The organism is Bacillus sp. K2I17 (genome assembly GCF_002209985.1).
Classification (GTDB): Bacteria; Bacillota; Bacilli; order Bacillales; family Bacillaceae_G; genus Bacillus_A; species Bacillus_A wiedmannii.
Map to the genome: position 1 here is coordinate 181,634 of NZ_NJGF01000005.1, position 12,487 is coordinate 194,120.

Below are 12,487 nucleotides of genomic sequence, written 5' to 3' on the forward strand. Positions count from 1 at the left end.
ACCGTCCTTTTTCTTTGGCTGCTACTTATTTGTCGTTAAGACAAACTACACCTGGAAGCTCTTTGCCTTCCATGAATTCTAATGACGCACCGCCGCCAGTAGAAATGTGGCTCATTTTATCAGCCATACCGAATTTTTCAACAGCTGCTGCAGAGTCACCACCGCCGATAACAGAGTATGTATCTTCTGCATCTGCTAATGCTTGTCCTACTGCTTTTGTACCTTCTGCGAATGGAGTCATTTCGAATACACCCATTGGTCCATTCCATACAACAAGCTTAGAATTTTTAATTACATCTGCATAAATTTCACGTGTTTTAGGACCGATGTCCACGCCTTCCCAAGTAGAAGGGATAGAGTCGATACCTACGATTTGAGTTGTTGCAGTTTCAGAGAATTCCTCTGTGATTACAACATCAACTGGCATGTAGAAGTTTACGCCTTTTTCTTTTGCAAGTTGCATAAATTCTTTAGCTAGTTCGATCTTGTCGTCTTCACATAGAGATAGACCAATTTCATGACCTAAAGCTTTAACGAATGTGTAAGCAAGTCCGCCACCGATGATTAAGTTATCTACTTTGTCTAATAGATGACGAATTACACCGATTTTATCTTTTACTTTCGCACCACCGATGATAGCTGTGAATGGACGTTCTGGGTTAGAAAGTGCTTTTCCAAGTACATCTAACTCTTTTTCCATTAATAATCCAGATACTGCTGGTAGGTAGTCTGCGATACCTGCTGTAGAAGCGTGAGCACGGTGAGCTGCACCGAATGCATCGTTTACGAAGATATCAGCAAGAGCTGCAAATTCTTTCGCAAGTTCTGCATCGTTCTTTTCTTCGCCCGCATAGAAACGTACGTTTTCAAGAACTAATACGTCGCCTTCGTTCATTGCTGCAACCATTTCTTGTGCAACTGGTCCGAATGCTTCGTCTGCTTTTTTAACATCTTTACCAAGAAGCTCGCCTAAACGTGCTGCTACTGGAGTAAGACGTAATTCTTCTACTGCTTGACCTTTTGGACGGCCTAAGTGACTTGCTAAAATAACTTTCGCACCTTGCTCTACTAAATATTGAATTGTAGGAAGAGCTGCACGGATACGAGTTTCATCTGTAATTTTGCCTTCTTTCATAGGTACGTTGAAATCAACGCGGCAAAATACACGCTTACCTTTTAAATCTACGTCACGAATTGATTTTTTGTTCATTGGATTTCCCTCCGACTACTAGTTAGGATTGACAAAACCCACTCAAAAGCTTAACACATTTGCTTTTAAAACGAAAGAAGAGAGAGAGGGAACAAACCCTCTCCCTCGTTTTGTCATTGATTACTTATATAATTAAGAATTAAAGACCTTTAGAAGTCATGTATGCTGCTAGGTCTACTACGCGGTTAGAGTAACCAGTTTCGTTATCGTACCAAGAAAGTACTTTAACCATGTTACCTTCCATTACCATTGTAGATAATGCATCGATTGTAGAAGAAGCTGTACATCCGTTATAGTCGATAGATACTAATGGCTCTTCGCTGTATCCAAGGATACCTTTTAATTCGCCTTCAGCTGCTGCTTTGAATGCTGCGTTTACATCTTCAACTGTTACTTCTTTGTCAAGTTCAACAACTAAGTCAACAAGAGAAACGTTAGCAGTTGGAACACGTACAGCGCCACCGTTTAATTTACCTTTAAGTTCTGGTAATACTAATGCTACAGCTTTAGCTGCACCAGTAGATGTTGGGATCATGTTTTCAGCTGCTGCACGAGCACGACGTAAATCTTTGTGTGGTAAGTCTAAGATTTGTTGGTCGTTAGTGTAAGAGTGAATTGTTGTCATCATTCCGCGTTTTACGCCGAATTTTTCGTTTAATACTTTAGCGAATGGAGCTAGACAGTTTGTAGTACAAGAAGCGTTAGATACTACGTTGTGGTTAGCTGCATCGTATTGTTCGTGGTTAACACCCATAACTACAGTGATATCTTCGTCAGAAGCTGGAGCTGAGATGATAACTTTCTTAACTGATCCACCTAAGTGTTTTTCAGCGTCTGATTTTTTAGTGAAACGGCCAGTAGATTCTACTACTACTTCTACTCCGTAGTCGCTCCATGGTAATTGAGCTGGGTCACGCTCAGCGATAACTTTAATTTCTTTACCGTTAACAACGATGCTGTTTTCGTTAGCAGATACTTCTGCATTTAAAGTTCCGTGAACTGTGTCATATTTTAAAAGGTGAGCTAATGTTTTAGCATCTGTTAAGTCGTTGATTGCTACTACTTCTACCTCAGAGTTGTTAAGAGCTGCGCGGAATACGTTACGTCCGATACGTCCAAATCCATTAATACCAATTTTAGTCATTTGAATTTCCTCCTTGGGGGATTATATTAAAGGGTAATACCCTTTGTTAACTGTTTTGCTGCACCTTCATCTGTAATTAGAATTGAAGTGTGCCCTTGTTTAATTACAGCCTGTATTGCCTTTGCCTTTGAAGAACCTCCAGCGACTGCAACAACGTGAGATACATGTTGTAAATCCTCAAGTTGCATACCAACTGTTCTTACTTTATGAACAACATTTCCTTGTTCATTAAAGTAGTAACCGAAAGCTTCGCCTACTGCTTCGCTTGCTTGAATCTTTAACCAATCTGCTTCTGAAGTATTTCTGCGACGTGCCATTGTTAACGCATCACCTATTCCATGAATGACGATATTGGAAGATCGAATCAACTCAAGAACTTCTTTCACGGAAGGCTCTGTCACAATAGACGCATATGCTTCGCTACTAACATGGTCTGGAACATACAATAAGCGATAATTACTCATCGTATTTTGTGCCATCTTGGCACAAATGGTATTGGCTTCTAATTCGACACCCTCTCCAATTCCACCACGCGCTGGGACAAATAGCATATGTAAATCTTTGCAATCAAGCTGCATCATGTCCGCAGCAGCAGCTAGCGTAGTTCCTCCAGCCACAGCAACGATATTATTCGCTGTCAGACGGTCTTTTATACAAGTCACACAAGCACGGCCCATCTCCAGTTTGACCCAAGGTGATTCATCACTATCACCAGGGACAACGAAAACTTCATCCAAGTCTAATGTTTCCTTAAGTTGCTTTTCTAAAACCTTTAACCCGGAAATTTCTTTCATAAAGTCTTCCAAAGCAAGAACTAAAGCTGTTCCTTCTTCTGTCAAAGTCATTCCAGAAGAAGCGACGTGAACTAAGTTTTGTTCTTTCAAAACTTGAACTTCACTTCGCAATACTCGTTCTGTCATACCGAGACTTGCTGACAAGTTTCTTCTTCCAATCGGCTGCATGAGCCTAATGTATTGAAGAATTTGCATTCTCGTTTGCATAACAGGTAGCAGATCAGGTAATAATTTTTTTGTGTTCTGAATCCATGAGCGCATATCTTTTCTCCTCACTACATTGGTTCATTTTTCCTCGTGGTCACTTTACGTCCCGTAGTGACATTTTGTGTCCCACATAGGTTAAAAAAATAATCCCTGCTACGTGTATTATTGTAACAGGAGATAGAAACTTATTCAACTCTTAACTGCATTCTTTATATAGTTTATTATGACACCTTTGTGAATGTTACCATATTCTACTTGTTTTCCGCCTATTTCTACCACCGGAATCATTAGGTGATATTTTTCTAAAAGGTCATTATCTTCATATATATTTATTTCCTCGATTTGAAAAGAATATTCACATTGTACTTCCTCTAAAACTTGTTTCGCCTGCACGCAAAGGCCACAATCTTTTTTTGTATACAGTACAACTTTCATATTCTTCACCTATCCGATCGTTTTTCGTAATGATGACGCTGGAATGTGCATTTGTTCTCTATACTTCGCCACTGTTCTTCGAGAAATAACGATTTCATGCTCTTCTTCTAATAATTTTGAAATCTTTTGATCTGAAAGTGGCTTTTTCTTATTCTCCGCCTCAACAAGCGTTTGGATAAATCGTTTCACACGCTTTGTAGAAACTGCTTCATCTTCAGTAGTCGAAATAGCATTACTAAAGAAAGATTTCATCTCAAATAAACCATGTGGTGTTTGCACATATTTATTTCGCGTTGCACGACTAATTGTAGATTCATGCACACTTAACTCTTCCGCTACCTCTTTTAAAGCAAGCGGTTTTAAATATTCTGGACCTTCCCAGAAGAAATCACGTTGTTTTTCCATAATAATAGTCATCACTTGCAGAAGCGTTTGTTTTCTCTGTTTTAAACTGCGCATAATCCACTGCACATGCTGATACTTTTCTGATACATAAGATGCTACTTCACTTTCACTATTATTCAGAAGCGCACTATACTCAGAATGAATTTCAATTCTCGGCATATTTCTCTCGTTCATTTGTAAAACGAGACGATCACCATCTTTTTTCACCGCCATATCAGGCACAATATAAAGCGGTTTATCAGAAGAAAACGCAAGACCTGGTTTCGGCTGTAATGACGTAATACAGTTCACCGCCGATTGCAATTCTTCATTACTACACTTCAACACTTGAACGAGCTTTCGCCAATCTTTCTTCACGAAATAAGCGAAGTGATCCTCTATAACCTCTTCCGCTAATCCATTCCGTCTTTGTAAGCGCTTCAATTGTAAAGTTAGACATTCCTGAATATTACGCGCTCCTACCCCTGCTGGCTCGAGTGATTGGACAAGCTCTACAAAGCGGGCGACTTCATGAATCGGTGCGGAAAGGAGATCCGCTAACTCTTCGTTCGTTTCTTGTAAATACCCATTTCCATCCATGTTCATAATAATGAAAGAAGCTATTTTTCGCTCTTCTTCATCTATTTTATAATACTGTATTTGATTTAATAAATGTTGCTGAATCGTTGTTGAATCCACACTGTAGATTTCCATCTGATTCTCGATTTGTTTGCTGGTACTTTTACTGTTGTTAGAGCTCTTTTTCTTCTCCCTCTCAAAACCACCTAACTCAATAAGGGGATTCTCTAACGATTGCTCATACAAAAACTCCGATAATTCTTGTACATTATACTGGAGCATTGTAATCGCTTGCCTTAACTCTTGTGTCATTGCCAAACGTAAGCTTTGTTCTTGTAAAAGACTTGCCTTCAAACTAATCTCCCCCTTGTTTCTATTGTACAATAAGTTTGGTAAAAGGAGAATGCTATCACAGACACCCATTCCAAAATATTATTAATTTATATGTATTAATGAGATTTACAACTTACAACCGAAATTTGAATAATATTGAAAGAAAATAATAGCGCGATAAAAATTATCACCACATACTAATAGTAAATCTTATTATCAGATATAACAAGTATTAATAAAAAAGGTCTGCACTTATATTTGTAAGTGCAGACCTTTTTATGCAGATAGATTCATTATGCTTCGTTAAATATAACATCCCCTTCTTCAGCAGGCCATTCACCTTCTAATTCCATGTCGTCTAACATCAATTCAGCCGTAAAGACAATCGCTATTAAATCCTTATGGTAGTCTCCGCTAGGCAAATAGTGACTAGGTCCAAAACAATCCCTATCAATTTCTTTATAGTGCACTTCCATATTTAACATGAATTTCAACATTTCATCGCCTGTAATTTCACCAGAATCAGACACAGCAACGGTTCTACGTTCGTTATCCCCTAAAACACTTAAATATCCACTAATTTTACGCACCTGCAATCCCCTCATACTATAATTTTTAGATAATTTTAGTATAAACTCATTACAAAATTAACAGAAGTACCTTGTAGGACCATAACAAAAACCCCCTATACACGATTATTTCTAATCACATACAAGAGGTTGTTTTAAATTTACTATTTATTTTCAACACGTAACACCAACAATACATAACGCGCCCAGAGGGATTCGAACCCCCGGCAGACGTGGTACCGGAAACCACCGCTCTATCCGACTGAGCTATGGGCGCATGATTATAGAAAATAGTTCATTTTCTTTTCATAATAATAGCAATAAAATCCATCTAAATCAATAAAAATATCCCAGTAATCCTTTATGCACCTTAGTTAGGAATATATTAACAAAGTACTATCCCCTAAATTTTCCAATCATAAATTCATCCCAACTCACAAATTATAATCTTTGAATTGATATTCCAAAGGGGGCTTCATTCAATGACTGTAATTACAAAACTAAAGCAAACTGTTTCTGGATTAAAAAGTGCACAAGCTAGCTTAGAGGGATTCGCTCTTGATACGGATAACCAACAAGCAAAGCAACTTTTCCAAACAGCTGCAGAGCAAACGCAAACGATTATCGATTCTTTAAATCCACGCGTTGAAGAAGTCCAACAAGAAGAACCACAATACTCACAGCAATAACAGATTAGTCATGCTGTGAAATAGAAAAAGGATGATATGCAGTCATCCTTTTTCTATCACATTACATATTGCAATAGAAATGGAATGATAATCATGCGAAAACTCGGTCTCATAACCGCATTATTTGCCCTTCTATTTAGCTCTTTTACCGGATGTGATAATAGTCCCTTAGATAAAAAAGTGAAAGAAGAAGCAAAACGAACGGAGAAAGAAAAAGGTCCCAAACTAACGAAGACGAGTACGGAATCCTTTAATCAATCTATATCACAAGGAGCCAAGAAAAGGGCTCTCGCTATGGATGAAATTACAAAAAGCACAGCAGTGAATTCAAATTTGGATCTCTACATAGCAGTTCTACCTGAGCATCACGAAAGGTTTGGATTAAAGCCTCTGCGTAAGAAGGTTCAAAAGCAGCTAAGTGATGAGCATCCTACTTTCGATGTTCGTGTAAGTACTGATAAAAAAATCTTTATGTTACTCGAAAAGCTTGAGAGCAAAATTAAGAAAAAAGAAGTATCTAAAGACGAGATCAATAAGCAATTAAAACTCATTGGGGAAAAAATGGAGTCTAACACTTAACGCTTTTTAATAGAAAAGGAAGGATCGTAATGTCTAGTAAAGATAAGAACTTAACCCCTGTGCAACAAGAGTATAAAAAATTCGAGCAAGAACGCGAACCGAAGCGTCCTGTCTTGAAAAATTGTATTAAAGCCTTTTTCGTCGGTGGTTTTATTTGCTTCATCGGTCAACTCATTTCTACGTTTTATATCACATATTTTGACTTCACTGAGCGTTCAGCAGGAAATCCAACAGTCGCAACTCTCATTTTCATTTCCATGTTACTAACTGGTTTCGGTATATATGACCGCTTTGGGCAGTTTGCTGGAGCAGGCACAGCTGTACCCGTTACTGGATTTGGTAACTCTGTTATTGCCGCATGTATCGAACACCGAACAGAAGGGTTCGTACTCGGCGTTGGAGGAAATATGTTTAAATTAGCCGGCTCTGTTATTTTGTTTGGTGTATTTTCAGCTTTCGTCATCGCACTTATTAAAACGATTCTCGTTCAATGGGGAGGGCTATAAATGTTACAAGGACACCGAACGTGGGTATTTGAAAACAAACCAGTTATTATTTCGACAGGAGTCGTTGGCGGGCCATTTGAAGCAAAAGGAAACATTCCAGAAGACTTCGATATCCTCCATGAAGATTTATGGCTCGGCCAGGATTCCTATGAAAAAGCCCATAAAATTTTATTCGAAGAAGCTTGTAGCCGCGCTACTGAAAAAGCCAAGCTTCGTAAAGACGATATTCAATTCGTACTTGCAGGAGATTTAATTAATCAAATCACTCCAACAAGCTTTGCCTGCCGTACACTCGGAACACCATATCTCGGATTATTCGGAGCATGTTCTACTTCCATGGAAGGATTAGCGCTCGGGGCAAGTATTGTAAATGCAAAAGGCGCAAAATATTTATTAACCGGGGCATCTAGTCATAACGCCGCTGTAGAGAAGCAGTTCCGATATCCAACTGAATACGGCGGTCAAAAACCTCCTACCGCACAATGGACAGTAACTGGAGCTGGCGCAGCTATTTTAAGCGACACTGGACATGGTCCTAGAGTAACATCTGCAACAATCGGACGAGTGATTGATATGGGATTAACAGATCCTTTTAATATGGGTGGTGCGATGGCCCCAGCAGCTGTCGATACGATTGAGGCCCATTTACGCGAACGACAAATTGACGCCTCTTATTACGACTTAATTGTAACAGGTGATCTTGGACATGTCGGTCGCGAAATTGCTTATGACTTACTACATAAACACGGAACGAAAGTAACGAGCGAACAGTTTCAAGACTGCGGCATACTCATTTATAGAGAAGGGCAACCTGTCATAGCTGGTGCTAGCGGACCGGGATGTTCCGCAACAGTCGTGTACGGTCATTTATTAAACCGAATGAAAAGAGGAGAGTTCAAAAAAATACTTGTCGTTGCGACAGGCGCTTTACTATCTCCACTTACATTCCAACAAGAAGAAACGATTCCGTGTATCGCTCACGCCGTTTCGATTGAATTTGGAGGTGCAACGCAATGATTTTTTTCTGGGCTTTCGTCATCGGCGGACTCATATGTGTAATTGGCCAACTTATGTTTGATGTTGGCAAGCTAACACCCGCTCATACAATGGCAACACTCGTTGTTGCCGGTGCTATACTGGACGGATTCAACCTGTATGAACCATTAATCGACTTTGCTGGAGCCGGGGCAACTGTACCTATTACAAGTTTCGGTAATGCCCTCGTTCACGGCGCAATGGAAGAAGCTGCAAAACACGGCATCGTTGGCGTCATTACCGGAATGTTTAAAGTAACAAGCGCTGGTATTTCTGCTGCTATCATATTCGGATTCATTGGTGCATTACTATTCAAACCGAAAGGATAAGAGGTGTTTGTATGACAGTTATCGCTAGCGTTAAAACCTGCCTTGCTAGTGTAAGGGGCGCTCAAGCAAGTTTAAGCTCCCTTTCACTACATTCACAGGACGCGGAATCAAAACGCGTATTTCATGAATGTATGTTAGAAATGGACAGCATCATCGCTGATTTACAGAATAGAGTTTCATTATTAGAACGTGAAGAACCTCAATATAAAGGGTTTTAAGTAGACTGGAGGAAATGACTATGTCTCACCTGCCGGAATGGACACTTGTCATTCTTCGCTCTGTATTCATATTAATTATTTTATTCGCTATTACGAAATGGTTAGGGAAAAGACAAATCTCTCAGCTCTCCTTTTTTGAATACATAGCCGGAATGACAATCGGTGACATCGCTGCCCAAGTATCTACAGGGCTCGATTCAAAATTTTTCCACGGCGTCTTTGCGATACTCATTTTCGCTGTGGTACCTTTTTTCACAGGAATCCTCTCCTTAAAGAACAAAACAGCTCGCGACTTCTTTGAAGGGAAATCTACCGTATTAATAAAAGATGGAAAAATACTCGAAGATAACTTAAAGAAAGAAAAATATACAAGTGACGAATTACTGGAACTACTCCGTGGAAAAAATGCTTTCAGCGTAGCTGATGTTGAATTTGCCGTACTAGAACCGAGCGGAGAATTAAATGTATTATTAAAGAAAGATCGCCAACCACTTACAGCAAAAGACGTTGGCTTAAAAGTACCGAATGAAAAAGAACCACAAACCGTTATTATGGATGGCAATGTCTTAGATGAACCTCTATCCTCTAGTGGACATAACCGCGCTTGGTTACATTCTGAACTAGAAAAGCTCGGTGTTGTTATTGAAAATGTCTTTCTCGGTCAAGTGGATTCATACGGACAACTTACTATCGACATTTATAATGACAAACTACAAATGCCTTCTCCTCAAAACAAGCCTTTATTATTAGCATCTTTAAAAAAATGTCATGCTGATTTTGAACTATTTTCCCTAGAAACAAAGTCGAAATCAGCAAGCGAAATGTATAGTAAAAACGCGAAACACATCGAAAAGATTTTAAATAAAGTAACCTATCTTTTAAAAGAATAGATATCACAAGAACGCTTCAGTAAAAAGGCGTTCTTTTCTTTTTACTACAGATTTCATGACGTTTAAATTTATGTAATTCGGTTATGATGTTGAAGATACATAAGCAGGGAATTTCAAAAACATAGCGAATAATTCATGGTACAACTACATATTTTTTTGATTTAAAGTGGTTTCGTTTGACCTTTATTGACCATAATTGTATTATAAGACTAAGAAAGCTTTAGAAGGAGGAAATAACAGATGAATTTAATTCCTACAGTAATTGAACAAACAAATCGTGGAGAACGCGCTTACGATATTTACTCTCGACTATTAAAAGACCGCATCATTATGCTTGGTAGTGCAATTGATGACAACGTAGCTAACTCAATCGTTTCCCAGCTTTTATTCTTGGAATCTCAAGATCCAGAAAAAGATATTCACATCTACATCAATAGCCCTGGTGGTTCTATCACAGCAGGTATGGCAATTTACGATACAATGCAATTTATTAAACCACAAGTATCAACAATCTGTATCGGTATGGCTGCATCTATGGGTGCATTCTTACTTGCAGCAGGTGAAAAAGGAAAACGTTATGCACTTCCAAACAGTGAAGTAATGATTCACCAACCACTTGGCGGAGCACAAGGTCAAGCGACTGAAATCGAAATCGCTGCAAAACGTATCCTATTCTTACGTGAAAAACTAAACCAAATTCTTGCTGACCGCACAGGTCAACCACTTGAAGTACTACAACGCGACACAGACCGCGACAACTTCATGACAGCTGAAAGAGCTCTAGAATACGGCTTAATCGATAAGATCTTTACAAATCGTTAATACTTAAAAGCGGAAGCGGCTCGTTCAGAATCGCAGGGCGATGGAGCCCCTGATTCCGAGGCGCTTTTTGCCTCGAATGAAGGGGCGAAACGACCGGAGATTCTAGCCGCTGGAGCTGGATATAACTAAAAGCGGAAGCGGCTCATTCAGAATCGGAGGAGGATGGAGCTTCTGACAAAGAGGTGCTTTTTACCTCGTCGGAAGAAGCGAAGCCACCGACCATTCTAGCCGCTGGAGCTGGATAGATTAAAAGCGGAAGCGCCCTATAATTGGGCGCTTCTTTTATATATTGTTCCCCGCTCACATACCCCACCTAGTATACCCCTAAATATATCGGCGATTTTTCAAATATATCGACCGTAACTCCAATTATATCGGCGATTATTTTAATATATCGACGATTCGACACAACTTATCGACTTACCGACAATCCTCGACAAGCATGCACCCCCTACATACCCGACTCTCAACACCAAATAACAAAACAAAAAAGCTATCGCACATGCGCGATAGCTTCTTATTGTATATATGCAGCTAATGCTTCTAAAGCTTCTTCTGCATCTGAACCTTCTGTTGTAATTGTTATCATGCTACCAGTTCCAATTGCTAAGCTCATAATCCCCATTATGCTCTTTGCATTCACTGTCTTTCCATCTTTCTCGATGAAGATATCCGCATGAAAGCGATTGGCCTCTTGTACAAACAACGCAGCCGGACGTGCTTGTAAACCGTTTTTTAATGAAACCTTAACTCGTTTTTGAACCACAGCTCCATTTCCCCTTTAACCTCTTATTTTTTTGCTACCGCTTCCCCCGCGCGTAATTTCTCTGCAATCTCATCGATTTTACGCAAACGATGATTAATACCCGATTTACTAATTTTCCCCCCGGATACCATCTCGCCTAACTCTTTCAATGTTACATCTTGATAATCTCTTCGTAATTGTGCAATTTCTCGCAGTTTATCTGGTAATATATCAAGACCAACTGTCTCATCAATATAACGGATATTTTCAATCTGCCTTAGCGCTGCACCAATTGTTTTATTTAAATTGGCTGTTTCGCAGTTCACTAAACGATTTACTGAATTACGCATATCGCGAACGATTCGAATGTCTTCAAATCTTAAAAGTGCATTATGAGCGCCTATAATATTTAAAAACTCCGTAATCTTTTCTGCTTCTTTCAAATACGTAATGTACCCTTTTCTTCTTTCCAACGTCTTACTATTTAAATCAAATCCGTTCATCAATTCACATATAGCATCATTATGTTCCTTATATAACGAAAAGACCTCTAAATGATAAGATGATGTTTCTGGGTTATTTACTGAACCACCTGCTAAAAATGCACCTCGTAAATACGATCGTTTACAACATTTCTTCTCGATTAATTCCTGGGATATATTTCGAATTAACGAAAAGTCATCTCGAACAATATGAAGATCAGCTAATATTTCGCGAGACTTCTCAACAAGCCGCACAATATATACATTATTTTTCTTCAATCGCATTTTTTTACGAACAAGTAATTCTACCGTCACGTCATATCCTTTTTTCAAAAGCGTATAAATCCTTCTTGCGATTGCCGCATTCTCCGTTTGAATATCGATAGATAGACGACGGTTTGAAAAAGAAAGCGATCCGTTCATTCGAAGTAACGCTGATAATTCTGCTTTCTCACAGCATTCCTTCACCTCAAGATTCGTTAGCTCTTTCTTTGTTTCTGATGCAAATGACACAGTCAACACCTCCTTATACGATTA

Annotated in this window: 17 protein-coding genes and 1 tRNA gene; 8 read left to right on the forward strand and 10 right to left on the reverse strand. The window is 39.1% G+C overall.

Going from position 1 to position 12,487, the window contains the following annotated elements; genetic code table 11:
• Positions 1-25 precede the first annotated feature (25 nt).
• The 7 genes from CER22_RS08975 to CER22_RS09005 all read right to left on the reverse strand — a co-directional run bounded on the left by CER22_RS08975 (position 26) and on the right by CER22_RS09005 (position 5,932).
• On the reverse strand, positions 26-1,210 hold the full coding sequence (locus CER22_RS08975) for a phosphoglycerate kinase (RefSeq protein ID WP_001036333.1): 1,185 nt from the start codon (positions 1,208-1,210) through the stop codon (positions 26-28).
• 139 nt (positions 1,211-1,349) lie between these two features.
• On the reverse strand, positions 1,350-2,354 hold the full coding sequence (gene gap / locus CER22_RS08980; protein WP_000161234.1) for a type I glyceraldehyde-3-phosphate dehydrogenase: 1,005 nt from the start codon (positions 2,352-2,354) through the stop codon (positions 1,350-1,352).
• Between the two features lie 26 nt (positions 2,355-2,380).
• Entirely contained in the window at positions 2,381-3,409 is a 1,029-nt protein-coding gene (gene cggR / locus CER22_RS08985) for a gapA transcriptional regulator CggR (protein ID WP_001258183.1), read from the reverse strand.
• A 135-nt stretch (positions 3,410-3,544) separates the two neighbouring features.
• Positions 3,545-3,790 (reverse strand): glutaredoxin family protein, encoded by a 246-nt coding sequence (locus CER22_RS08990; RefSeq protein WP_000869731.1) that lies wholly within the window; start codon positions 3,788-3,790, stop codon positions 3,545-3,547.
• 9 nt (positions 3,791-3,799) lie between these two features.
• The gene (gene rpoN, locus CER22_RS08995; RefSeq protein ID WP_088064784.1) at positions 3,800-5,107 is read right to left on the reverse strand and encodes an RNA polymerase factor sigma-54; all 1,308 of its coding nucleotides are present in this window, start codon (positions 5,105-5,107) and stop codon (positions 3,800-3,802) included.
• A 272-nt stretch (positions 5,108-5,379) separates the two neighbouring features.
• Complete coding sequence (locus CER22_RS09000; protein WP_088608592.1) at positions 5,380-5,676, reverse strand: hypothetical protein; 297 nt, start codon at positions 5,674-5,676, stop codon at positions 5,380-5,382.
• A 180-nt stretch (positions 5,677-5,856) separates the two neighbouring features.
• Positions 5,857-5,932: transfer RNA gene (locus CER22_RS09005), tRNA-Arg, on the reverse strand.
• A 205-nt stretch (positions 5,933-6,137) separates the two neighbouring features.
• Between CER22_RS09005 and CER22_RS09010 the strand changes: the two genes are divergently transcribed.
• The 8 genes from CER22_RS09010 to clpP all read left to right on the forward strand — a co-directional run bounded on the left by CER22_RS09010 (position 6,138) and on the right by clpP (position 10,723).
• On the forward strand, positions 6,138-6,344 hold the full coding sequence (locus CER22_RS09010) for a DUF1657 domain-containing protein (protein ID WP_000216160.1): 207 nt from the start codon (positions 6,138-6,140) through the stop codon (positions 6,342-6,344).
• Between the two features lie 93 nt (positions 6,345-6,437).
• On the forward strand, positions 6,438-6,923 hold the full coding sequence (locus CER22_RS09015) for a YhcN/YlaJ family sporulation lipoprotein (protein ID WP_088608593.1): 486 nt from the start codon (positions 6,438-6,440) through the stop codon (positions 6,921-6,923).
• 29 nt (positions 6,924-6,952) lie between these two features.
• Complete coding sequence (spoVAC, locus tag CER22_RS09020) at positions 6,953-7,429, forward strand: stage V sporulation protein AC (RefSeq protein WP_000095399.1); 477 nt, start codon at positions 6,953-6,955, stop codon at positions 7,427-7,429.
• Entirely contained in the window at positions 7,430-8,446 is a 1,017-nt protein-coding gene (gene spoVAD / locus CER22_RS09025) for a stage V sporulation protein AD (RefSeq protein ID WP_046955591.1), read from the forward strand.
• Complete coding sequence (spoVAE, locus tag CER22_RS09030) at positions 8,443-8,793, forward strand: stage V sporulation protein AE (RefSeq protein ID WP_000575918.1); 351 nt, start codon at positions 8,443-8,445, stop codon at positions 8,791-8,793. The genes spoVAD and spoVAE overlap by 4 nt, the downstream gene beginning before the upstream one ends.
• A gap of 11 nt (positions 8,794-8,804) precedes the next feature.
• Positions 8,805-9,011 carry a DUF1657 domain-containing protein gene (locus tag CER22_RS09035; RefSeq protein ID WP_000215899.1) on the forward strand — a complete coding sequence of 69 codons (207 nt, stop codon included), beginning with the start codon at positions 8,805-8,807 and terminating at the stop codon, positions 9,009-9,011.
• 20 nt (positions 9,012-9,031) lie between these two features.
• Positions 9,032-9,901 (forward strand): DUF421 domain-containing protein, encoded by an 870-nt coding sequence (locus tag CER22_RS09040; RefSeq protein ID WP_088608594.1) that lies wholly within the window; start codon positions 9,032-9,034, stop codon positions 9,899-9,901.
• A gap of 240 nt (positions 9,902-10,141) precedes the next feature.
• On the forward strand, positions 10,142-10,723 hold the full coding sequence (gene clpP / locus CER22_RS09045) for an ATP-dependent Clp endopeptidase proteolytic subunit ClpP (RefSeq protein WP_001049163.1): 582 nt from the start codon (positions 10,142-10,144) through the stop codon (positions 10,721-10,723).
• Positions 10,724-10,865: 142 nt separating this feature from the next.
• On the opposite strand, the gene CER22_RS33015 is transcribed toward clpP, so the two are convergent.
• The 3 genes from CER22_RS33015 to whiA form a co-directional block, all read right to left on the reverse strand.
• On the reverse strand, positions 10,866-11,036 hold the full coding sequence (locus CER22_RS33015) for a hypothetical protein (protein WP_176546142.1): 171 nt from the start codon (positions 11,034-11,036) through the stop codon (positions 10,866-10,868).
• Positions 11,037-11,240: 204 nt separating this feature from the next.
• Complete coding sequence (locus CER22_RS09050) at positions 11,241-11,489, reverse strand: HPr family phosphocarrier protein (protein WP_000250305.1); 249 nt, start codon at positions 11,487-11,489, stop codon at positions 11,241-11,243.
• 23 nt (positions 11,490-11,512) lie between these two features.
• A complete protein-coding gene (gene whiA / locus CER22_RS09055) occupies positions 11,513-12,463 on the reverse strand; it encodes a DNA-binding protein WhiA (protein WP_000006569.1) in 951 nt (316 codons plus the stop codon).
• Between the last annotated feature and the right edge of the window lie 24 nt (positions 12,464-12,487).